This is a genomic window from Pseudomonas sp. OV226, from assembly GCF_003148705.1.
In the GTDB taxonomy this organism is placed as follows: Bacteria; Pseudomonadota; Gammaproteobacteria; order Pseudomonadales; family Pseudomonadaceae; genus Aquipseudomonas.
The window spans coordinates 1-20,802 of sequence record NZ_QGGS01000023.1; the positions used below are offsets into that span (position 1 = coordinate 1).

The 20,802-nt window shown below is 58.0% G+C and carries 22 protein-coding genes and 1 other RNA gene; 15 read left to right on the plus strand and 8 right to left on the minus strand.

Going from position 1 to position 20,802, the window contains the following annotated elements:
* Window positions 1-1,403 (minus strand): M10 family metallopeptidase C-terminal domain-containing protein (locus C7534_RS26190; protein ID WP_177412279.1); only part of this gene is annotated, 1,403 nt, incomplete at its 3' end.
* 210 nt (window positions 1,404-1,613) lie between these two features.
* On the opposite strand from C7534_RS26190, the gene C7534_RS26195 reads away from it, so the two are divergent.
* Window positions 1,614-2,258, plus strand: a complete 645-nt coding sequence (locus C7534_RS26195; RefSeq protein ID WP_046026720.1) for an MBL fold metallo-hydrolase — start codon at window positions 1,614-1,616, stop codon at window positions 2,256-2,258.
* A 104-nt stretch (window positions 2,259-2,362) separates the two neighbouring features.
* Complete coding sequence (locus C7534_RS26200; protein ID WP_109787517.1) at window positions 2,363-3,073, plus strand: OmpA family protein; 711 nt, start codon at window positions 2,363-2,365, stop codon at window positions 3,071-3,073.
* Between the two features lie 99 nt (window positions 3,074-3,172).
* On the opposite strand, the gene C7534_RS26205 is transcribed toward C7534_RS26200, so the two are convergent.
* The gene (locus C7534_RS26205; protein ID WP_109787518.1) at window positions 3,173-3,607 is read right to left on the minus strand and encodes a YhcB family protein; all 435 of its coding nucleotides are present in this window, start codon (window positions 3,605-3,607) and stop codon (window positions 3,173-3,175) included.
* A 144-nt stretch (window positions 3,608-3,751) separates the two neighbouring features.
* Here C7534_RS26205 and C7534_RS26210 point away from each other — a divergent pair, with 144 nt between their 5' ends.
* The 3 genes from C7534_RS26210 to zapE all read left to right on the plus strand — a co-directional run bounded on the left by C7534_RS26210 (window position 3,752) and on the right by zapE (window position 6,947).
* Window positions 3,752-4,381, plus strand: coding sequence for an alpha/beta hydrolase (locus tag C7534_RS26210; protein ID WP_109787519.1), 630 nt, complete (start codon window positions 3,752-3,754; stop codon window positions 4,379-4,381).
* A gap of 24 nt (window positions 4,382-4,405) precedes the next feature.
* Window positions 4,406-5,761, plus strand: coding sequence for a tryptophan--tRNA ligase (locus tag C7534_RS26215; protein ID WP_109787520.1), 1,356 nt, complete (start codon window positions 4,406-4,408; stop codon window positions 5,759-5,761).
* 91 nt (window positions 5,762-5,852) lie between these two features.
* The gene (gene zapE / locus C7534_RS26220) at window positions 5,853-6,947 is read left to right on the plus strand and encodes a cell division protein ZapE (protein ID WP_109787521.1); all 1,095 of its coding nucleotides are present in this window, start codon (window positions 5,853-5,855) and stop codon (window positions 6,945-6,947) included.
* Window positions 6,948-7,006: 59 nt separating this feature from the next.
* On the opposite strand, the gene C7534_RS26225 is transcribed toward zapE, so the two are convergent.
* A complete protein-coding gene (locus tag C7534_RS26225) occupies window positions 7,007-7,903 on the minus strand; it encodes a GlxA family transcriptional regulator (protein ID WP_175649035.1) in 897 nt (298 codons plus the stop codon).
* Between the two features lie 243 nt (window positions 7,904-8,146).
* Between C7534_RS26225 and C7534_RS26230 the strand changes: the two genes are divergently transcribed.
* A complete protein-coding gene (locus C7534_RS26230) occupies window positions 8,147-9,283 on the plus strand; it encodes an acyl-CoA dehydrogenase family protein (RefSeq protein ID WP_109787522.1) in 1,137 nt (378 codons plus the stop codon).
* A 118-nt stretch (window positions 9,284-9,401) separates the two neighbouring features.
* Here the strand turns inward: C7534_RS26230 and C7534_RS26235 are convergent, their stop codons facing one another.
* Window positions 9,402-10,442: an NADP(H)-dependent aldo-keto reductase gene (locus C7534_RS26235; RefSeq protein ID WP_046026712.1), complete on the minus strand. Its 1,041-nt coding sequence runs from the start codon at window positions 10,440-10,442 to the stop codon at window positions 9,402-9,404.
* Between the two features lie 245 nt (window positions 10,443-10,687).
* On the opposite strand from C7534_RS26235, the gene rplM reads away from it, so the two are divergent.
* The 7 genes from rplM to C7534_RS26270 all read left to right on the plus strand — a co-directional run bounded on the left by rplM (window position 10,688) and on the right by C7534_RS26270 (window position 15,575).
* Window positions 10,688-11,116, plus strand: coding sequence for a 50S ribosomal protein L13 (rplM, locus tag C7534_RS26240; protein ID WP_007905295.1), 429 nt, complete (start codon window positions 10,688-10,690; stop codon window positions 11,114-11,116).
* 14 nt (window positions 11,117-11,130) lie between these two features.
* On the plus strand, window positions 11,131-11,523 hold the full coding sequence (gene rpsI / locus C7534_RS26245; RefSeq protein ID WP_002555064.1) for a 30S ribosomal protein S9: 393 nt from the start codon (window positions 11,131-11,133) through the stop codon (window positions 11,521-11,523).
* Window positions 11,524-11,790: 267 nt separating this feature from the next.
* Window positions 11,791-12,384 (plus strand): ubiquinol-cytochrome c reductase iron-sulfur subunit, encoded by a 594-nt coding sequence (gene petA / locus C7534_RS26250; RefSeq protein WP_046026711.1) that lies wholly within the window; start codon window positions 11,791-11,793, stop codon window positions 12,382-12,384.
* Entirely contained in the window at window positions 12,384-13,595 is a 1,212-nt protein-coding gene (locus tag C7534_RS26255; protein WP_046026710.1) for a cytochrome b, read from the plus strand. The genes petA and C7534_RS26255 overlap by 1 nt, the downstream gene beginning before the upstream one ends.
* A complete protein-coding gene (locus C7534_RS26260) occupies window positions 13,595-14,377 on the plus strand; it encodes a cytochrome c1 (protein WP_046026709.1) in 783 nt (260 codons plus the stop codon). The genes C7534_RS26255 and C7534_RS26260 overlap by 1 nt, the downstream gene beginning before the upstream one ends.
* A 150-nt stretch (window positions 14,378-14,527) precedes the next feature.
* The gene (locus C7534_RS26265) at window positions 14,528-15,145 is read left to right on the plus strand and encodes a glutathione S-transferase N-terminal domain-containing protein (protein ID WP_007905304.1); all 618 of its coding nucleotides are present in this window, start codon (window positions 14,528-14,530) and stop codon (window positions 15,143-15,145) included.
* A gap of 16 nt (window positions 15,146-15,161) precedes the next feature.
* The gene (locus C7534_RS26270; protein WP_046026708.1) at window positions 15,162-15,575 is read left to right on the plus strand and encodes a ClpXP protease specificity-enhancing factor; all 414 of its coding nucleotides are present in this window, start codon (window positions 15,162-15,164) and stop codon (window positions 15,573-15,575) included.
* 167 nt (window positions 15,576-15,742) lie between these two features.
* On the opposite strand, the gene C7534_RS26275 is transcribed toward C7534_RS26270, so the two are convergent.
* The 4 genes from C7534_RS26275 to C7534_RS26290 all read right to left on the minus strand — a co-directional run bounded on the left by C7534_RS26275 (window position 15,743) and on the right by C7534_RS26290 (window position 19,189).
* Window positions 15,743-16,321: a BON domain-containing protein gene (locus C7534_RS26275; protein WP_046026707.1), complete on the minus strand. Its 579-nt coding sequence runs from the start codon at window positions 16,319-16,321 to the stop codon at window positions 15,743-15,745.
* Window positions 16,318-16,911: a phosphoheptose isomerase gene (locus tag C7534_RS26280; protein WP_046026706.1), complete on the minus strand. Its 594-nt coding sequence runs from the start codon at window positions 16,909-16,911 to the stop codon at window positions 16,318-16,320. The genes C7534_RS26275 and C7534_RS26280 overlap by 4 nt, the downstream gene beginning before the upstream one ends.
* 104 nt (window positions 16,912-17,015) lie before the next feature.
* A complete protein-coding gene (locus tag C7534_RS26285; protein ID WP_109787523.1) occupies window positions 17,016-17,378 on the minus strand; it encodes a YraN family protein in 363 nt (120 codons plus the stop codon).
* Window positions 17,378-19,189: a penicillin-binding protein activator gene (locus tag C7534_RS26290; RefSeq protein WP_109787524.1), complete on the minus strand. Its 1,812-nt coding sequence runs from the start codon at window positions 19,187-19,189 to the stop codon at window positions 17,378-17,380. The genes C7534_RS26285 and C7534_RS26290 overlap by 1 nt, the downstream gene beginning before the upstream one ends.
* A 176-nt stretch (window positions 19,190-19,365) precedes the next feature.
* Between C7534_RS26290 and rsmI the strand changes: the two genes are divergently transcribed.
* Together rsmI and rnpB are read left to right on the plus strand one after the other, a co-directional pair.
* Window positions 19,366-20,271 (plus strand): 16S rRNA (cytidine(1402)-2'-O)-methyltransferase, encoded by a 906-nt coding sequence (gene rsmI, locus C7534_RS26295; RefSeq protein ID WP_177412280.1) that lies wholly within the window; start codon window positions 19,366-19,368, stop codon window positions 20,269-20,271.
* 75 nt (window positions 20,272-20,346) lie between these two features.
* An RNA gene (gene rnpB, locus C7534_RS26300) (RNase P RNA component class A) lies at window positions 20,347-20,700 on the plus strand.
* The last annotated feature ends 102 nt before the right edge of the window (window positions 20,701-20,802 follow it).

Below are 20,802 nucleotides of genomic sequence, written 5' to 3' on the forward strand. Positions count from 1 at the left end.
ATGGCATTGATGCTGTCGGTGCCCGTGAGGGTGAGGTTTTCCAGGTTGGCGCCCAGGGTGTAGGTCACCGAGGAGCGGACGGTGTCGATCTCGCCAGCCAGGGTGCTGGTTTCGCTGATGACATCGCCGAGGTTGTCGACGATGTAGGTGTCGTTGCCGGTGCCCCCGGCCATGAAGTCGGCTCCGGCCCCGCCGTCCAGGAGGTTGTTGCCGGCGTTGCCGGTGATGCGGTTGCTGAGCGAGTTGCCGGTCCCGTTGAGATTGGCAACGCCTACCAGGTTGAGGTACTCAAGGTTGGCACCCAGGGTGTAATCGATCCAGGCGTTGACGTTATCGATTTCCGAAACCGAGGTGCCGCGTTCGATCACGACGTCGCCGATGTTGTCGACGATATAGGTGTCATTGCCGGCCCCGCCGTCCATGGTGTCCGCTCCGGCCATGCCGTTGAGCAAGTTATCCAGAGCGTTACCAATCAGGGTGTCGTCAAATGCTGAGCCAATTGCATTTTCGATTTTCGTGCCATAGGCAATGGCCAGGCCTTCGTTGAACGAAGTCAGGGTATCAAAGTTGAGGAATGCCTTGCCGATCTGGCTGAACTCACCTTCATTGAGATTGATTCGTACAGCCGAGGCCTGATTGCTGCCATCAATGGCATCGACGCCACCTGAATCCCAGATGGTTTCAAAAACGGACTGATTGGGAGCCCAATTGTAGACGTTGTTACCAATCTGCCACTGGGTGTTGGCGCCATACAATTTCTGGATGGCGAGAATGTCCAGTAACATCGGGGTGGTCGGTTGATACGAGTACGAGTCGTTGTAACTCATAACGGTATAACGGACATCATCAAGGGCTGGGGTAAGGATCGTATTGTTATCGTCGCTGGCTTCAAACGGGTGCTTGAGCCCCAGGGCATGGCCGATTTCATGCACAAAGGTCAGATAGTCGAACGAGCCTTTCACTGGGGACGGGTTATCTGTACTCGGACCAATCCATACATCCCCCGCAGCGGCCGTTCGGTCCGGGAAGTAAGCCCAGGCGGCAAACTTGGGGTCCATGCCCATGTAACCGCCGAATCGCAAATCACCGACGTTCCAGATGCTTTCCGGCACTAGCGTGAACTGAATGTTGGCGACTGCACTCCACATGGAAAGCGCACTGGTTACCGCGACCTGTTGGGCCGACGTCAGCGTGAATCCGTTGAGGTATTCATTGTGAGGACTGTAGTCGCGGGCAAAATAAGAATTCGTGGTGATAAAGCTGTACGTCAGCAAGGTCGGTGCCCCTGCTTTGTAAAACGGGGAGGCGCCCAGCCAGTAGTCACCTTCCAATAAGCTGTCGAGAGGCTTGTTGCCGGTCAACATTGTCCAGGTGGAGTAAGCGTAATCGGTCGGAGAAGGCATGCTGATTTCCTGAGTGCGCTGCGGTCCTTCCTGAATGCGACCGCTACAAAAAAACAATTTTGCACCACAAATGATGCGTTTGACATCATCTAGCCACTACTTTTATTTTGCTGACGTCAAGTAATTGGCCTGGCGAACTGTATCGGCGAGTGGCGTAGAATCCTGAAGCACCGTGACTGCCTACTGTCTGATACAGGCCATCGAGTTCCCATGACCGTTACAACCCCTGCACTAATTCGCGAAACCTTCCCCGTCGGCCCTTTGCAGTGCAACTGCACGATCATCGGCGACCCGATCAGCAAAAAAGCGATCGTGGTCGACCCGGGTGGCAACCATGAACTGATCCTGGCGCGCCTCGACGCACTGGGCTTGAAGGTGGTCAGTATCATCCACACCCACGCGCACCTTGATCATTTCCTGGCCTCCGGTCAGTTGAAGGAGAAAACCGGCGCCACCCTGCACCTGCATAAAGAAGATCAATTCCTCTGGGACAACCTGGAGATGCAGTGTCAGATGTTTGGTGTGCCTTACACACCGGTGCCATCGCCGGACCGATGGTTGGCCGATGATGAAGAACTGGCCTGCGGGTGTGGCGTGGCGTTGCACACGCCGGGTCATACGCCAGGCTCCATGAGTTTCTGGTTTTCGGAGGCCAAGCTGCTGATTGCCGGTGACACGTTGTTCCGTCGCGGAGTCGGGCGCACGGATTTGTGGGGAGGCGATCAGGCGACCATCGTGCGGTCGATCAAGCAGCGGCTGTATACCCTCGACGAAGACGCGACGGTGGTGACCGGCCATGGTCCGGACACGCGCTTGGGTGATGAAATGCGCGAAAATCCGTTTGTGCGGGCCTGATTTGTAACACAGGGAATTTTTGACCGGTGAGGCGATCCAACGCCCGCAAAGGTCCAATGCTTAAGTCCGTTGCACCACAGAATGCAAAAAAGTAGGAGCTCTTAATGTTCACCACGCGTCGTTTGATTATTGTCGCTACCGCAGTGGCCTTGCTGTCCGGCTGCGCCTCGCCCAACCCTTACAATGGTCAAAGCCAGGGTCAGGCCGATAGCGGTTCCCAAGGCATGAGCAAAACCGCCAAGTACGGCGGTCTCGGTGCCTTGGCCGGCGCTTTGGCGGGTGCCGCCATCAACCACGATAACCGTGGCAAGGGCGCGTTGATCGGCGCAGCAGTGGTGGGTGCTTCCGCCGCCGGTTATGGCTACTACGCCGACCAGCAAGAGAAGAAGCTGCGTGCCAGCATGGCCAACACCGGGGTTGAAGTGCAGCGCCAGGGGGACCAGATCAAACTGATCATGCCGGGTAACATCACGTTCGCGACCGATTCGGCGAACATTGCCCCAAGCTTCTATCAGCCGTTGAACAACCTGGCGGGCTCGCTCAAAGAGTTCAACCAGAACCAGATCGAGATTGTCGGCTACACCGACAGCACCGGTGCACGTCAGCACAACATGGACCTGTCCCAGCGTCGTGCCCAGAGCGTGGCGACCTACCTGACTTCGCAAGGTGTGAGCGGTGCCAACCTCTCGGCTCGCGGTGCCGGCCCGGATAGCCCGATTGCCAGTAACAGTGATGTCAACGGTCGGGCACAGAACCGTCGCGTTGAAGTCAACTTGAAGGCGATCCCGGGTCAGCAGTATGGTGCCGTGCAATAAGCGCAATCCCTTTACCAACCTGACTGAACCCCAGGCGTAAAAAAGCCCGCCCGATCCTCAACAGATCGGGCGGGCTTTTTTGTGTCGCGCGAAGCCTGATTACTTCTTCAGGCCGTAATGCTCATCGAGCATGCCCGGCGCGTTCGGGGTCTTGGGTGCGTAGTCGCGAGGCGGCTCCTGATTGCGCGGTGGCGTCAGACGCTCGCGTGGGGCCGTCGTCGCATCGGCGTGCAGGGCGGCCAGCAAGCGTTGGCGAGTCTGCTCGTCCAGGGCCAGGCGGTTGGCACCCTCGGCGAGATGATCCTGAACTTCCTGATAGCTCGCAGTCAGTTTTTTGACCAGGTTTGCAGTGCTGTTGAAGTGGGTGACCACCTCGTTCTGATAACTGTCGAAACGTTCCTGAATGTCATCCAGCTGACGTTGCGTGCTGCTGGGCGCGGCATTCGGCACCAGGCGAGCGATCAGGAATCCAATGGCGACACCCACAACCAGGGCAAGAGTCGGTAACAACCAAACTAAGAGCGAGTGTTCCACGAGTCCTTCCTCTATAAACGGCTTTGCTTTACGTTAACGGCTCGAACCTGCGCTGTATACCGCGATTCACTCGCAATAGATTGGCACAGACAATTTGCTAGACGAGTCGACCCGATTCGAGGTCACGGAGTTCCTTCCTTGCTTATGCGCGAAACCCCTGTAGTGATTGATGGCCCGGTGGGTCAACTGGAAGCGTTGTATCTTGATAACGAGCAGCCGCGCGGCATTGCGCTGATCTGCCACCCGAACCCGGTGCAGGGCGGCACCATGCTCAACAAAGTAGTCTCGACCCTGCAGCGCACCGCGCGCGACGCCGGTTTGATTACCTTGCGATTCAATTACCGTGGCGTCGGCGCCAGTGAAGGCACGCACGACATGGGCACCGGCGAGGTCGACGACGCTCAGGCAGCCGCAGAATGGCTGCGGGCCAAGCGCCCTGACTTGCCACTGACCCTGTTCGGTTTTTCCTTCGGCGGTTTTGTTGCCGCAAGTCTCGGCGGGCGCCTGGAAGCGCAGGGGGAGCAGATCAAGCACCTGTTCATGGTTGCGCCGGCGGTGATGCGCCTGGGCGATCAGGATCAACTGCCGCAACACGGCGAGCTGACCCTGATCCAGCCGGAAACCGACGAAGTGATCGACCCGCAAGCCGTCTACGACTGGTCCGAGAAACTCGATCGCCCCCATGAGCTGCTGAAAGTGGCAGAATGCGGACACTTTTTTCATGGCAAGCTGACCGATCTCAAGGATCTGATCCTGCCGCGTCTTTCGAATTGATTGCAGTCTGACAAGCGATTACCCATGACGACTCGTACCCGTATCCTCACCGGCATCACCACTACCGGCACGCCACACTTGGGCAACTACGCCGGCGCCATCCGCCCGGCGATTGTCGCCAGCCGTGACAGCAATGCCGATTCGTTCTACTTCCTGGCCGACTACCACGCCCTGATCAAATGCGATGACCCGCTGCGTATCCAGCGCTCGCGTCTGGAAATCGCCGCGACCTGGCTGGCCGGTGGCCTGGATGTGGATCGCGTGACGTTCTACCGCCAGTCCGACATCCCGGAAATCCCCGAGCTGACCTGGCTGCTGACCTGCGTCGCCGCCAAGGGCCTGCTCAACCGTGCCCACGCCTACAAGGCCTCGGTGGACAAGAACGTCGAGACCGGCGAAGACCCGGACGCCGGCATCACCATGGGCTTGTACAGCTACCCGGTGCTGATGGCCGCGGACATTCTGATGTTCAACGCACACAAGGTGCCGGTCGGTCGCGACCAGATCCAGCACGTGGAAATGGCCCGCGACATCGGCCAGCGCTTCAACCATCTGTTCGGTCAGGGCAAGGAATTCTTCACCATGCCTGAGGCATTGATCGAAGAAAGCGTTGCCACGCTGCCAGGCCTCGACGGTCGCAAGATGTCGAAGAGCTACGACAACACTATTCCGTTGTTCAGCAGCGCCAAAGAGATGAAGGACGCGATTTCGCGGATCGTTACCGACTCCCGCGCACCGGGTGAAGCCAAGGACCCGGACAACTCGCACCTGTTCACACTGTTCCAGGCGTTTGCTACGCCAGATCAGTCTGATGAGTTCCGCAGCGAACTGTTGCAGGGCCTGGGTTGGGGCGAGGCGAAGAATCGTTTGTTCCAACTGCTCGACAGCGAACTGGGCGAGTCCCGCGAGCGTTATCACCAGTTGATCGAACGCCCGGCGGACCTCGAAGACATGCTGCAAGTGGGCGCCAAAAAGGCCCGTGCAGTCGCGACGCCGTTCCTCCACGAACTGCGTGAAGCGGTCGGCCTGCGTTCTTTCGTGGCTCAGACGCAAGTCGCCGCCACCACCAAGAAGAAAGCCGCGAAGGCTGCGCGATTCGTCAGCTTCCGCGAAGACGACGGCAGCTTCCGCTTCCGTCTGCTGGCGGCCGATGGCGAGCAACTGTTGTTGTCGCGTAACTTCGCCGATGGCAAAACCGCAGGCCAAGTGACCAAGCAACTGCAAGCAGGCCAGCCTCTGGACGTGCGCAACGAAGACCTGAGCTTCAGCGTCTGGCTGGAAGGCGAGTGCGTGGCAGACAGCCCGGCGTTCGCCGACAGCTCGGCCCGCGACATCGCCATCGACGCCCTGCGCGTCGCGCTGACGCCGGTTCAGGAATAAATCAGCGGCTCGGCTCGACCAAGGGCCGATTGCCATTCCCACGGGCCATCGCTACAGTGACGGCCCGTTTTTGTTGCCTTGCTAACGAATTATGACGCCCCTAGAACGATATCAAGCTGATCTGAAGCGCCCGGAATTCTTCCATGACGCCGCGCAGGAAACGGCCGTGCGCCATTTGCAGCGCCTGTACGACGATCTGGTCGCGGCCTCGCAGAATAAACCGGGCCTGCTCGGCAAACTGTTTGGCAAAAAAGAGCAGGCGCCGGTCCGGGGCCTGTACTTCTGGGGCGGCGTGGGTCGCGGCAAGACTTACCTGGTCGACACCTTCTTCGAAGCGCTGCCGTTCAAGGAAAAGACCCGTACTCACTTCCACCGCTTCATGAAGCGTGTGCACGAAGAGATGAAGACCCTCGGCGGCGAAAAGAACCCGCTGACCATCATCGCGAAGCGTTTCTCCGACGAGTCGCGAGTGATCTGCTTCGATGAATTCTTCGTTTCCGACATCACCGACGCCATGATTCTCGGCACCTTGATGGAAGAACTGTTCAAGAACGGCGTGACCCTGGTCGCGACTTCGAACATCGTGCCGGACGGTCTGTACAAGGACGGTCTGCAACGTGCGCGCTTCCTGCCGGCCATCGCGCTGATCAAGCAGAACACCGACATCGTCAACGTCGACAGCGGCGTCGACTACCGTCTGCGTCACCTCGAACAAGCGGAGCTGTTCCACTTTCCGCTGGATGAAGCCGCTCAGGAAAGCCTGCGCAAGAGCTTCCGTGCGCTGACGCCGGAGTGCACGGCAGCGGTCGAGAACGACGTGCTGATGATCGAGAATCGCGCTATCCGTGCCGTGCGCACCTGCGATGACGTGGCCTGGTTCGACTTCCGTGAACTGTGCGATGGCCCGCGTAGCCAGAACGATTACATCGAATTGGGCAAGATTTTCCACGCCGTATTGCTCAGCAATGTCGAGCAGATGAGTGTCACCACTGATGATATCGCCCGTCGCTTTATCAACATGGTCGACGAGTTCTACGACCGTAACGTCAAACTGATCATTTCTGCCGAAGTCGAGCTTAAAGACCTCTACACCGGCGGCCGCTTGAACTTCGAGTTCCAGCGCACGCTCAGCCGTCTGCTGGAAATGCAGTCCCACGAATTCCTGTCTCGGGCGCATAAGCCGTAAGACGATTCGGAAAATAAAAAAGGGCCTGCAATTGCAGGCCCTTTTTTGTGCGCTGAAGACTACGCCGCTTGCTGAAACTGCTGCCGATACTGGTTCGGGGACAGTTCGGTGTGTTGACGGAACAGGCGCGCAAAGAAGCTCGCATCGTCGTAACCGACCTCATAGCTGATGGTCTTGATGCTCTTGCGGCTGCCGGACAGCAAGCCCTTGGCTGTTTCGATGCGCAGGCGTTGCAAGTAATGCAGGGGCTTGTCGCCGGTCGCGGTCTGGAAGCGGCGCATGAAGTTGCGAATGCTCATGCCATGTTCGCGGGCCACGTCTTCAAAACGGAATTTGTCGGCGAAATGGTCTTCGAGCCAGTGCTGGATCTGCAGGATGATCACGTCCTGGTGCAGCTTCTGCCCACCAAAACCGATGCGCCCCGGTGAATAGCTGCGCTGGACTTCATACAGAATGTCCCGCGCCACGGCTTGCGATACGTTGGCGCCGCAGAAGCGCTCGATCAGGTAGATGTAGAGGTCGCAGGCCGAGGTGGTGCCGCCAGCGCAATACAGGTTGTCGGCGTCGGTCAGGTGTTTGTCCTGATTGAGCTGAACCTGTGGGAAGCGCTCGGCGAAAGCGTTGAAGAAACGCCAGTAAGTGGTCGCTTCCTTGCCGTTGAGCAGGCCCGCCTCTGCGAGCCAGAACACCCCGGTCGCTTCGCCGCACAACACCGCGCCGCGAGCATGTTGCTCGCGTAGCCATGGCAGGACCTGTGGATAACGTTTGCAGAGGGTGTCGAAGTCGTCCCAGAAGGCAGGGAGGATGATGACATCGGCATTTTCCAGGCCGCCGTCCACTGGAATGATCACATCGCTGAAGCTGTTCACCGGTTTGCCATCGGGGCTGACCAGACGGGTTTCGAAGGTCGGCGTCAGGCCCTGGCCCAGCTGTTTTCCATAGCGCAGGCTGGCCAGATGGAAGAAATCCTTGGCTTGCATGAGGGTGGAAGCGAAAACCCGGTCGATCGCCAGGATGCTGACGCGCCGCAGGGGCGTGGAGACTTGCTTAGACATAATTCAACTTTATTTTTATAAGGGAAAGTGGTCATCAAACGGCTGGATCGTCTTATTTTTTGTCGGATGTGTCCAGTGTCCTGTGTCGGACGCGAGGCTTAGTCTCTGGAGGTCAAGTCCTCTAACAATAACGACAGGTGCCGCATGATCCCCAGAACCTTGTTCAGTTCCGAGCACGAACTCTTTCGCGACAGCGTGCGAACGTTCCTCGAAAAAGAAGCCGTGCCGTTCCATGCACAATGGGAAAAACAAGGCTTTATCGACCGCAAGCTCTGGAATAAAGCGGGGGAGGCGGGGATGCTGTGCTCGCACTTGCCGGAGGAATACGGCGGGCTGGGGGCCGACTTTTTGTACAGCGCAGTGGTGATCGAAGAGGTCGGGCGCCTGGGGTTGACCGGGATCGGTTTTTCCCTGCATTCGGACATCGTGGCGCCGTATATCCTGCATTACGGCAGTGAAGCGCTGAAGCACAAATACCTGCCAAAACTGGTGTCGGGCGAGATGGTCACGGCGATCGCCATGACCGAGCCGGGTGCCGGTTCCGACCTGCAAGGGGTAAAGACCACGGCGGTGCTGGATGGCGACGAGTACGTCATCAATGGGTCGAAAACCTTCATCACCAACGGCTTTCTGGCGGACCTGGTGATTGTCGTGGCCAAGACTGATCCAAAGGCCGGGGCGAAGGGCACCAGCCTGTTTCTGGTGGAGGCCGACACACCGGGTTTTGACAAGGGCAAGCGTCTGGAAAAGGTCGGGATGAAGGCTCAGGACACGTCGGAGCTGTTCTTCCAGGACGTTCGTGTCCCCAAGGAAAACCTGCTGGGACAGGCCGGTATGGGCTTCGCTTACCTGATGCAGGAACTGCCGCAAGAACGCCTCACCGTGGCCGTCGGCGGGCTTGCGTCCGCTGAAGCTGCGTTGCAATGGACGCTGGACTACACCCGCGAGCGCAAGGCGTTTGGCAAAGCGATTGCCGACTTCCAGAACACTCGCTTCAAGCTGGCGGAGATGGCCACCGAGATCCAGATTGGCCGGGTTTTCGTCGACCGCTGCCTGGAGTTGCACCTGCAAGGCAAACTGGATGTGCCGACAGCGGCGATGGCCAAGTATTGGGGCACGGACCTGCAATGCAAGGTGCTCGACGAATGCGTGCAGTTGCATGGCGGCTACGGCTTCATGTGGGAATACCCGATTGCCCGGGCGTGGGCAGATGCGCGAGTGCAGCGGATTTATGCCGGCACCAACGAGATCATGAAAGAGATTATTGCGCGGTCGCTTTGACCTTGCGGTGATTATCAGACCGCTATCGTCGGAACGCCGCCCGGAGCCGGCTCACTCCTACAGGGATTGTGCAAAACCTGTAGGAGTGAGCCTGCTCGCGATTGGATCTATGAATCCATCAAGGCGCCGGGTTCGGGTGATCCTTGTGGATCGCCTCAATCCCCTCCAGCACTTCATCCGACAGCTTCAGCTCGAAGCTGGCGATATTGCTCTCCAGTTGTTCCATCGTCGTCGCGCCAATGATGTTGCTGGTGACGAACGGTTGCTGGGTCACGAATGCCAATGCCATCTGCGCCGGGTCCAGACCGTGTTCACGGGCCAGGGCGACGTAACGGCTGCACGCTGCTTCCGATTGTGGATTGAAATAGCGGCTGAAGCGGCTGTAGAGGCTCAGGCGGCCTTTCGGTGGGCGCGCGCCACCTTCGTACTTGCCCGAGAGAAAACCGAACGCCAGCGGCGAATAAGCGAGCAGGCCGCATTGTTCGCGAATGGCGATTTCTGCCAGGCCGACTTCAAAGCTGCGGTTGAGCAGGTTGTACGGGTTCTGGATCGACACGGCGCGCGGCCAGCCACGGGCTTCGGCCAGGGCGAGGAAGCGCATGGTGCCCCATGGCGTTTCGTTGGACAGGCCGATGTGGCGGATCTTGCCGGCCTTGACCTGCTCGTCCAGCGCTTCGAGGGTGTCTTCCAGCGGCGTGAGATTGGCTTCGCTCTTGTGTTTGTAGCCCAATTGGCCGAAGAAATTGGTGCTGCGTTCGGGCCAGTGCAGTTGATACAGATCGATGTAGTCGGTTTGCAAGCGCTTGAGGCTGGCATCTACGGCTTCTGTGATGTGCTGGCGGTTGTGGCGCAGGTTCTTGTCGCGGATGTAATCGATGGTGTTGCCGGGGCCGGCGATCTTGCTGGCGAGGATCCAGTCGGCGCGATCACCGCGACTTTTGAAGTAATTGCCGATGTAGCGTTCGGTGGTGGCGTAGGTTTCGGCCTTGGGTGGCACCGGGTACATTTCGGCGGTGTCGATGAAATTGATCCCGGCATTTTTGGCCCGTTCAATCTGGGCGAAGGCTTCAGCTTCACTGTTTTGCTCGCCCCAGGTCATGGTTCCGAGGCAGATGGCACTCACATTCAGATTGGTTCGGCCTAGCTGGCGATAGTCCATCGGGTGCTCCTTGAGCAAAACAATCATAAAAGCAGGTTGAATTATTTTTCGCAATCTGCATAATTGCGCACCTCTTTCTGCAGTGGAAGTGATGCGCCGCCGCCGAAGAATCTTGCCGTTGAACGGACGCGCCGACCCGAGCCCCCGAAAGCGTCTGTATCCGGCTGCCTTTGACTTGTCAAAGTACGCACTATTCAGTAAGATCCGCCGTCTAATTTACAGGGCGGCCCCTGAGGCTATAAAGAATGAAAACTTTTACTGCTAAACCGGAAACAGTACAGCGCGACTGGTTTGTCGTCGACGCTGCAGGTCAGACCCTGGGTCGTCTGGCCACCGAAATCGCGAGCCGTCTGCGTGGCAAGCATAAAGCTGAGTACACTCCTCACGTTGACACCGGCGATTACATCGTCGTTATCAATGCCGAGCAGATTCGTGTAACCGGTGCTAAAACCACCGACAAAATCTACTACTCCCACTCCGGTTTCCCGGGCGGCATCAAGTCGATCAACTTCGAAAAGCTGATCGCTAAAGCCCCTGAGCGCGTGATCGAGACCGCGGTCAAAGGCATGCTGCCTAAGAACCCGCTGGGTCGCGACATGTATCGTAAGCTGAAAGTCTATGCGGGCGCTGTACACCCTCATACTGCTCAGCAGCCCCAAGAACTGAAGTTTTAACGGAATAGTTCATTATGTCGGCGACTCAAAATTACGGCACTGGCCGTCGCAAGACCGCAACCGCACGCGTTTTCCTGCGTCCGGGTACTGGTAACATCTCCATCAACAACCGTTCGCTGGATAATTTCTTCGGCCGCGAAACTGCCCGCATGGTAGTTCGTCAGCCGCTGGAATTGACTGAGACTGTCGAGAAGTTCGACATCTACGTCACCGTGATCGGCGGTGGTGTAAGTGGTCAAGCTGGCGCAATCCGCCACGGTATCACTCGCGCTCTGATGCAGTACGACGAAACCCTGCGTGGCGCTCTGCGCAAAGCTGGCTTCGTTACTCGCGATGCTCGTGAAGTTGAACGTAAGAAAGTCGGTCTGCGTAAAGCGCGTAAGCGTCCGCAGTACTCGAAGCGTTAATACGCTTTCACGTTCAAAAAAGAACGCCCAGTTTCCTCACGGAGCTGGGCGTTTTTTTGTGCGTGCGATTATCAAAGAATTGCGCTGTGACAACTTGCCACATCCGTAGAGCCCCTATACTACAAGGCTTGGCAGTGGAGCCCCTCGGTAATTACCTTGTCAGAATTGGGGCTTTTCATTACCATTCGGCAAAATTTTTATAAGCACATAGATTTACTTAGTAGATGCCTGATTTAACAGGCCACAAAGCTGATGGGAGAGGACTGAATGAGCAATGACGGCGTGAATGCAGGCCGGCGTCGCTTCTTGGTAGCAGCCACATCCGTGGTGGGTGCTGCAGGAGCGGTGGGGGCTGCGGTCCCGTTCGTGGGGTCATGGTTTCCCAGTGCCAAGGCGAAAGCCGCAGGTGCACCGGTGAAAGTGAATGTCAGCAAAATCGAGCCAGGCCAGCAGATGATTGCTGAGTGGCGCGGCCAGCCGGTTTTCATTGTCCGCCGTACCGAGGAAATCCTGGGGAACCTGAAAAAGATCGAGGGCCAGCTCTCCGATCCGGATTCCAAGAACTCCACGCAACCTACATATGTTGATCCGGAGCTGCGTTCGATCAAGCCAGAGATTCTGCTGCTGATCGGTATTTGCACGCACCTGGGTTGCTCTCCGACCTTCCGTCCCGAAGTGGCACCCGCTGATCTGGGCAAGGACTGGGTAGGTGGCTATTTCTGCCCTTGCCACGGTTCCCATTACGATCTGGCTGGCCGCGTCTACAAGTCGCAACCTGCGCCTTTGAACCTGCCAGTTCCCCCGCATTCCTATGAGACCAATGACATCATTGTCATTGGCGTCGATACGGAGAAAGCGTGATGAGCAAGTTCATGGATTGGGTTGATGCGCGCTTTCCCGCGACCAAAATGTGGGAAGACCATCTCAGCAAGTACTACGCCCCGAAGAACTTCAACTTCTTCTATTTCTTTGGTTCCCTGGCGCTGCTCGTTCTGGTCAACCAGATCGTCACCGGTGTCTGGCTGACCATGAGCTACACCCCGTCGGCGGAAGAGGCGTTTGCGTCCGTCGAATACATCATGCGCGACGTCGAGTACGGCTCGATCCTGCGTCTGCTGCACTCCACTGGCGCTTCGGCGTTCTTCATCGTGGTCTATCTGCACATGTTCCGTGGCTTGCTCTACGGTTCGTACCAGAAGCCGCGTGAGCTGGTGTGGGTGTTCGGCATGCTGATCTACCTGGCGCTGATGGCTGAAGCCTTCATGGGTTACCTGCTGCCGTGGGGCCAGATGTCCTACTGGGGTGCCCAGGTGATCATCTCGCTGTTCGGTGCGATCCCGGTCATCGGTAACGACCTGACCCAGTGGATCCGTGGTGACTACCTGATTTCCGGGATTACCCTGAACCGCTTCTTCGCCTTGCACGTTGTTGCCCTGCCAATCGTGATTCTCGGTCTGGTGGTGCTGCACGTTCTGGCGTTGCACGAAGTCGGCTCGAACAACCCGGACGGCGTGGACATCAAGAAGTACAAAGACGAAAACGGCGTACCGCTGGACGGCATTGCCTTCCACCCGTACTACACCGTGAAAGATATCGTCGGCGTGGTGGTGTTCCTGTTCATCTTCTGCTCGATCGTGTTCTTCTTCCCGGAAATGGGCGGCTACTTCCTCGAGAAGCCAAACTTCGAAGTGGCGAACGCCTTCAAGACCCCAGAGCACATTGCTCCGGTCTGGTACTTCACGCCGTTCTACGCGATTCTGCGGGCGATTCCGGACAAGCTCCTGGGCGTTATCGCCATGGGCGCCGCCATTGCTGTGCTGTTCGTCCTGCCGTGGCTGGACCGTAGCCCGGTCAAGTCGATGCGCTACAAAGGCTGGCTGAGCAAGATCTGGCTGTGGGTGTTCTGCATTTCGTTCGTGATCCTGGGCGTGCTGGGCGTGTTGGCGCCAACTCCAGAGCGGACGTTGCTGTCGCAGGTGTGCACCTTCCTGTACTTCGCCTACTTCATTCTGATGCCGTTCTACACCAGGCTCGAGAAGACCAAACCGGTTCCGGAAAGGGTGACTGGCTGATGAAAAAGTTATTTTTTGCACTGATTTTTGCTGCTCTGCCTGTCCTGTCCTTCGCGGCCGAACACGGTGGTCCCGAGCTGGAAAAGGTCGATATCGACGTTTCTGACAAGGCTGCCCTGCAGGATGGCGCGCGTACCTTTGCCAACTATTGCATGGGTTGCCACAGCGCCAAGTTCCAGCGTTACGAACGTGTCGCCGATGACTTGGGCATTCCCCATGATCTGATGCTCTCGAACCTGGTGTTCACGGGCGCCAAGATTGGCGACCACATGAGCATCGGCATGCAGCCGGCAGACGCCAAGGCCTGGTTCGGTGCGGCTCCGCCCGACCTGACGCTGGTGGCTCGTGTTCGTGGTACTGACTGGCTCTACGGCTACCTGAAGTCGTTCTACGAAGATCCGTCGCGTCCATGGGGCGTGAACAACAAGGTCTTCCCGAACGTGGGTATGCCTAACGTCCTGGCGGGTCTGCAAGGCCGTCAGGTCGTGGGTTGCAAGCAGGTTCAGATCGTCGAAGACGGCAAGAAGCAATTTGATCCTCTGACCGGTACGGCGCTGACCCATGAAGCGTGCGATCAGTTGACCATCGTGCCGAAAAGCGGTGCTTTGACCCAAGAGCAGTTCGATGAGAAGGTCAAGAATCTGGTAACCTTCCTGGCTTACTCGGCTAACCCGGTTAAGCTGCAACATCAGCGCATAGGTACATACGTTTTGCTGTACCTGGCATTCTTCTTCGTATTCGCTTATTTGCTCAAGCGCGAATACTGGAAAGATGTGCACTGATAAAGCTTCAAGCTATTGCTGTTAATCGCGCGCGCCCAAGGGCGCCTCTGAAGGTGTAACGAGCCTGGTGAACCAGTCGTTACGGGAGGCGCCCTCTGGGCGCGCTCGTTTTTCCGCTTTCGATAATTTCTACAAGCGAGGAGGACCGCCATGGGCGTGACCAATCGGTTGGCCTGTTACTCCGACCCCGCCGACCACTATTCCCACCGAGTGCGTATCGTACTTGCAGAGAAGGGTGTCAGCGCCGAGATCATTTACGTGGAAGCTGGTCGTCAGCCGCCTAAACTGATTGAGGTGAACCCTTACGGAAGCCTGCCCACCCTGGTCGATCGTGACCTGGCGTTGTGGGAGTCGACCGTGGTGATGGAATATCTGGATGAGCGTTACCCGCACCCGCCCTTGCTGCCGGTTTATCCTGTGGCGCGTGCCAACAGCCGTTTGCTGATTCATCGTATACAGCGTGACTGGTGTGGCCTGGTGGATCTGATCCTGGATTCGCGGACCAAGGAAGCCGCCCGCGTTGTCGCTCGTAAAGAGTTGCGCGAAAGCCTGACGGGTGTGTCGCCGTTGTTCGCCGACAAGCCATTTTTCCTCAGCGAGGAACAAAGTCTGGTGGATTGCTGCCTATTGCCAATACTCTGGCGATTGCCAATTTTGGGTATTGAACTGCCGCGGCCTGCCAAGCCGCTGCTTGATTACATGGAGCGCTCGTTTGCGCGTGAGGCTTTCCAGGCAAGTCTGTCTGGTGTCGAACGCGATATGCGCTAAGGCTTAAGGAGCCGCTATGAACTCCAGTCGACCTTATCTGGTCCGCGCGCTCTACGAGTGGATTGTGGACAACGATTGCACCCCGCACATGCTGGTCAATTCCGAATATCCATCGGTGCAGGTGCCTCAGGGTTTTGCCAGTGACGGACAGATTGTCCTTAACGTGTCGCCACAAGCTGTGCGTCACCTGCACATGGATAACGAGGCGGTCAGTTTTGAAGGGCGTTTCGGCGGTGTGCCGCACACCTTGTACGTGCCTATCGCATCGATTCTGGGTATTTACGCCCGGGAGAATGGCCAGGGCATGGTGTTCGATCTGGAATCGCCTATGGAAGACGAGGAAGAGATCGAGCCGGATGATGATCTTCCGCCACCCGACAGCGAGCCGCCGCGTCCCAGTGGTCGACCCAGTTTAAAAGTGGTGAAGTAATAAAAAAGGCGATCCGGATGGATCGCCTTTTTTATTGCGTGTAGGAGCACGGCTTGCCGGCGATGGCGATCTTGAAGGCGCTATCGCCAGCAAGCTGTGCTCCTACAGGTTGATGGCGATTTCAAGGGCGCCATTGCCGGCAAGTCGTGCTCCTTGCAGGGTGGATGTCAGTCGATGTACTCAAACAGCTTCACGATCTTCTGTACACCGGAAACGCCTTGTACCAGGTTGGTCGCCTGAGCGGCTTCCTGTTTGGTCAGCAGGCCCAACAGGTAGACGATGCCGTTTTCGGTTACAACCTTGATCCGCGAGCCGGGGATGTTGGCATCGGTGAGCATCTGGGCCTTGATCTTGGTGGTCAGCCACGCGTCGTTCTGGCGGGCCAGCAAAGAGGAGGGCGGCAGAATCTGCAATTCGTTGTGGACGGTTTTTACCCGTTGAACAGCGGCAGCGGCCTGTTCGGCTTTGACCTTGAGGTCTTCGCGAGGTGTCTGCCCGGCGAGTAGCACCACGCCGTTGAAGCTGGTGACGACAATGTGTGAGTCCTTGTCCAGGGCCGGGTCGGCCTTGGCGACGTTTACACCGACTTTGGTATCGATCAGGGAGTCGTCGATTTTGCTGCCGAAGGTGCGTGTGCCACGGTCATCCTCAATCGGCGCTTCACGGCTGGCATTAACCACCGAGGTGCAGCCGCTGATGCCGAGGCACAGGGTCAAGGCCAATAGGCCTAGGCGATTAGGGGTCATTCTTCACTCCCGAACAATTGGCTGTCGATCAAATCGCAAAGGCAATGGATCGCCAGCAGGTGAACTTCCTGAATGCGTGCGGTGACATTGGCCGGTACGCGAATCTCGACGTCTTCGTGCAATAGCAGTGACGCCATGCCGCCACCATCGCGACCGGTCAATGCTACGACAATCATTTCGCGATCATGTGCGGCCTGGATTGCCTGAATTATGTTTGCCGAGTTGCCGCTGGTGGAAATCGCGAGTAATACGTCGCCCGGCTGGCCCAGGGCGCGGATCTGTTTGGAGAAGATTTCGTTGTAGCTGTAGTCGTTGGCAATCGAGGTGATTGTCGAGCTGTCGGTAGTCAGCGCGATGGCTGGCAGGCTCGGGCGTTCACGCTCGAAGCGGTTGAGCAGCTCCGAGGAAAAGTGCTGGGCATCGCCGGCGGAACCGCCGTTGCCGCAGGAAAGCATTTTGCCCTCATTGAGCAGGGCGTTGACCATCACTTGGCTGGCTTGCTCGATGTGCGGTGCAAGTACGTCCATCGCCATTTGCTTGGTGTCGATACTGGCCTGAAAAAGCTGGCGAATTCGGGATTGCATGTCCATCTGTGTGACCTTAATTAGCGCGGCTACTTGGCACATGAATGTGCAGCCCGCAAAGCAAAGAGCAAAAATGTTGGGTAAAGGTGTCCGGTTCGTGACGCATGCGATCAGCTGTCGAAGGCATTCTGCAGCCAGTTCAACTGATCAACGTTGCTGACGATGGCAATCACGTCGAAGCGGCAAGGGGAATTGGCCCAACGCGACTCGCGCTGAAGAAAATACTGTGCGGCGAAAATCAGTTTCTGCCGTTTGCGCTCATCGATGCTATCGAGCGCGCCACCCCACTGGGTGTTTTTTCTGTAGCGGACTTCAACGAATACTACTGTATCGCCATCAAGCATGACCAGATCAAGCTCGCCACGTTTACACAGCCAGTTCTGTGCCAACAGGCGCAGACCTTGTTGTTGCAGATGCTCGAGCGCATGGCGCTCGGCATCTTTACCGCTTTGCTGGCGTGACCTGTCGGGCATCAGTTCGGGGTGTCCGGCAGGCGTTGAACCTGGCCGTTGACGAACTGGGCCCATGGTAACTGGCGCACGACGCGTTGGTTCGCAGTCATCCCCAGGCTGCCCGACTCACCCGCGATGCGGCTGTCCGGCAAGGCCTTGAGTTGCCCCAGGCGTGGTGCCAGACGGTAAGCATCAACGCCCATGGCGTACAGGCGGCCGAGGCTGCCTGCCGCTTGTGGCCATTGAGCCGTGACCTGTTTGCGCAGGGGATCGTTGGCGTCCAGCAACCACGGGGTTTCGCAGAAGCGGATGCCGTTCATGTCGTTGTACTGATTCACGTCGCCGCTGGCGCTGAACACGTGGGACGTGGCGTAGACAGGGACGTCGCCGGCGTACTGGAAGTTCAGGGTCGGTTTGATCTGCTGGGCCTGTTGCGGTGTGGCGGCCAGGAAGATGAACTCGATGTCCTGACGACGCGAAGGCTGGGCCGCTACCTGCCCGCCGACAGTGCTTTGCAGGCTTTTGGCGCGGCCTTCGCTCTGGCGCAGCTGGAACATGTCAGCGATTTGCTGGGCCAGTTGAACCGGTTGGTCTACGCGCTCGGTGGCGACGATGCTGCCGCCGTTGGCTTGCCAGTCCTGGCTGAAGGCGCGCAGTACACGGTCGCCCCATTCACCTTTCGGCACCATGATGGCGGCGCGATGCAAGCCGTCGGCGCGAGCACGGCGAGACACTTCACGGGCTTCGTCTTCAGCAGCCAGACCAAACTGGAACAGTTGGGCCGGGCCTTGTTCACCTTCGCTGTAATTGAGTGCCAGGGTGGTAATCGGCAATTGCGGGCGAGCGCTGAGTTGTTTAACCAGTGGTTTTTCCAGCGGGCCGATCACCAGTTGCACGCCATCGGCCTGGGCCTTGCGGTAGAACTCGTCCATCGACGTCAGCTTCGAGCTGTCATAAAACTCGATGGCCGGTGGCTTCTGCCCGGATTGTTGGGCCTGGTAGTGAGCCGCCATGAAGCCTTCACGCAACGCTTTGCCGACCGATGCCAGCGGACCGTCTTGTGGCAGCAGCAGGCCGATCTTGTTCAGCGGTTGGCTGGCCAGTTGCTTGAGGTTGGTCAGTGCCAGCGGCAGATGTACGGCGGCCGGGTGTTTCGGGTTCTGGGCGCGCCAGTTATCGATTGCGGCTTGCTGTTGCTCCAGCGTCCCGGCTGTTTTCACAGCCAATGCCAGGCCCATCCAGCCGCCGAGGTCGTCGGAGGTGTTTGGCTGCAATTGGTCGGTAGGCAGGGAGGCAATCAGGGTCCAGATCGCTTCGTGGTTTTTGCTGGCCGCTTCACCACTCAGCATCGGCGCGATGAAAATACGCTCCCGTGCGGCAGCCAGGGTCTGGCCATCCGCTTCAAGGGCGCGGGCGTGAACAGTGCCAGTGCGAACTTGCTGTTCGGCTGGCAGCTCTCCCAGGTATTGCAGGCTCGGATGGCTCAAGGCAGTCAGCGCTGCTTTGGGCTGATTGCGCACCATCGCCAGTTCTGCCGCCAGGGTACTGGCGAAAACTTGTGGGCCTGGCTTGAGTTGCTCGACCGGGACCTGTTGCAGGATTTGCGCGGATTGACCGGCATTCCCCTGACGGTAGGCCTGGTCAGCAGCGCTCAGGCGTAGCAGGGCGGCTTTTTCCGGGTCCTTGCTTTGGTTGGCCTGATCGAGCAGTTGCTCGATGCTGGCATCCGGGGTCCGTGGAAGTTCGCCAAGGCTGGAGGAGGGCGAGCTGGCGCAAGCCGCCAGCAAGGCAGCGAGGCAGAGGGCAGTGAACAGCCGCAGGCAAGCGATCATGTAGTGTTCCTGATACTCGATCAAATTAGCGTGGAATTGTACCCAAGCACTGGCCGGGGCGCGATGTTACTGGCGTGAATCGATCAATTTAGCTCGTGCAAATGTTGCAGCACCGCACAATTGGCAGAAAAAACCGGGAATGGCGAGGCGTATCGCAAGTGTCGCTACGCGCTACAATGTCGCCTTTTACCGATCATGAGGTGTGCGCTTTGACTGCTCCAGGTGCTTTGAATTCCGCTGCTGGCTCGCTTTATGTGGTGGCGACGCCCATCGGCAACCTGGACGACATCAGTGCACGCGCGCTGAAGATCCTGCGCGAGGTCGCGCTGATTGCTGCCGAAGATACGCGCCACTCCCAGCGGTTGATGCAGCATTTCGGCATCTCCACGCCGCTGGCGGCCTGCCACGAACACAATGAGCGAGATGAAGGTAGCCGTTTTATTACGCGTTTGCTGGCCGGCGATGATGTGGCGCTGATTTCGGATGCCGGCACACCGCTGATTTCCGATCCCGGCTATCACTTGGTGCGCCAGGCTCGTGCTGCGGGGATCAATGTGGTGCCGGTCCCGGGAGCGTGCGCGTTGATCGCGGCGTTATCGGCGGCGGGTCTGCCGTCCGACCGTTTTATCTTTGAAGGCTTCCTGCCGGCCAAGGCTGTCGGTCGCCGCGCTCGGCTGGAGCTGGTTAAGGAAGAGCCGCGTACGCTGATTTTCTACGAGGCGCCGCACCGCATCCTTGAATGCCTGCAGGACATGGAATTGGTGTTCGGTGGCGAGCGTCCGGCATTGCTTGCTCGTGAAATCACCAAAACCTTTGAAACCCTTAAAGGTTTGCCATTGGCCGAGTTGCGCGAATTCGTTGAGTCGGACAGCAATCAGCAGCGTGGTGAGTGCGTGGTGCTGGTCGCCGGCTGGACCGTACCCGAGACGGAAGGCGCTGTCAGCAGCGAAGCCATGCGCATCCTCAATCTGCTGCTGGAAGAGATGCCACTCAAGCGTGCCGCGGCATTGGCGGCGCAAATCACCGGCGAGCGCAAAAATGTGTTGTATCAGATCGCGCTGGATCAGCAAAAGGGTGAGTAAAACCCGACGTGCAGGAGTGGCCAAAGGCGTTTAGCGCTTGTTCTTCGGCCGCTCTGCCGTTAACCTTCGCGGCGGAGAGTCGATCGGACAGTCGCTGCCCTCTATGAAAATTAGGGGGGGGAGGAAAGTCCGGGCTCCATAGGGCGAAGTGCCAGGTAATGCCTGGGAGGCGTGAGCCTACGGAAAGTGCCACAGAAAATAACCGCCTAAGCGCTTCGGCGCCGGTAAGGGTGAAAAGGTGCGGTAAGAGCGCACCGCACGTCTGGCAACAGTTCGTGGCTAGGTAAACCCCACTTGGAGCAAGACCAAATAGGGTCCCAAGGCGTGGCCCGCGCTGGGACCGGGTAGGTTGCTAAAGATGTCCAGTGATGGCCATCGTAGACGAATGACTGTTCAAGACAGAACCCGGCTTACAGATCGACTCTCCACCTTTTTTATCCCCCTGTTTGAATCATTGAACAGGGCGCTGGTAGTAGCGTTTTCCCTTCGTACAGAATCATCAGCAGAAGCGCTTTCGTAATACCGAAAAAA

Bases quoted from the DNA above. Each gene is read 5' to 3' on its own strand.
- C7534_RS26265 (WP_007905304.1), top strand. From the start codon at position 14,528: ATGGGCGTGACCAATCGGTTGGCCTGTTACTCCGACCCCGCCGACCAC.
- C7534_RS26200 (WP_109787517.1), top strand. From the start codon at position 2,363: ATGTTCACCACGCGTCGTTTGATTATTGTCGCTACCGCAGTGGCCTTG.
- zapE (WP_109787521.1), top strand. From the start codon at position 5,853: ATGACGCCCCTAGAACGATATCAAGCTGATCTGAAGCGCCCGGAATTC.
- rpsI (WP_002555064.1), top strand. From the start codon at position 11,131: ATGTCGGCGACTCAAAATTACGGCACTGGCCGTCGCAAGACCGCAACC.
- C7534_RS26280 (WP_046026706.1), bottom strand. From the start codon at position 16,911: ATGGACATGCAATCCCGAATTCGCCAGCTTTTTCAGGCCAGTATCGAC.
- C7534_RS26195 (WP_046026720.1), top strand. From the start codon at position 1,614: ATGACCGTTACAACCCCTGCACTAATTCGCGAAACCTTCCCCGTCGGC.
- C7534_RS26275 (WP_046026707.1), bottom strand. From the start codon at position 16,321: ATGACCCCTAATCGCCTAGGCCTATTGGCCTTGACCCTGTGCCTCGGC.
- C7534_RS26255 (WP_046026710.1), top strand. From the start codon at position 12,384: ATGAGCAAGTTCATGGATTGGGTTGATGCGCGCTTTCCCGCGACCAAA.
- C7534_RS26290 (WP_109787524.1), bottom strand. From the start codon at position 19,189: ATGATCGCTTGCCTGCGGCTGTTCACTGCCCTCTGCCTCGCTGCCTTG.
- C7534_RS26230 (WP_109787522.1), top strand. From the start codon at position 8,147: ATGATCCCCAGAACCTTGTTCAGTTCCGAGCACGAACTCTTTCGCGAC.
- C7534_RS26270 (WP_046026708.1), top strand. From the start codon at position 15,162: ATGAACTCCAGTCGACCTTATCTGGTCCGCGCGCTCTACGAGTGGATT.
- rsmI (WP_177412280.1), top strand. From the start codon at position 19,366: ATGTCGCCTTTTACCGATCATGAGGTGTGCGCTTTGACTGCTCCAGGT.
- C7534_RS26260 (WP_046026709.1), top strand. From the start codon at position 13,595: ATGAAAAAGTTATTTTTTGCACTGATTTTTGCTGCTCTGCCTGTCCTG.
- C7534_RS26215 (WP_109787520.1), top strand. From the start codon at position 4,406: ATGACGACTCGTACCCGTATCCTCACCGGCATCACCACTACCGGCACG.
- rplM (WP_007905295.1), top strand. From the start codon at position 10,688: ATGAAAACTTTTACTGCTAAACCGGAAACAGTACAGCGCGACTGGTTT.
- C7534_RS26235 (WP_046026712.1), bottom strand. From the start codon at position 10,442: ATGGACTATCGCCAGCTAGGCCGAACCAATCTGAATGTGAGTGCCATC.
- C7534_RS26210 (WP_109787519.1), top strand. From the start codon at position 3,752: ATGCGCGAAACCCCTGTAGTGATTGATGGCCCGGTGGGTCAACTGGAA.
- petA (WP_046026711.1), top strand. From the start codon at position 11,791: ATGAGCAATGACGGCGTGAATGCAGGCCGGCGTCGCTTCTTGGTAGCA.
- C7534_RS26285 (WP_109787523.1), bottom strand. From the start codon at position 17,378: ATGCCCGACAGGTCACGCCAGCAAAGCGGTAAAGATGCCGAGCGCCAT.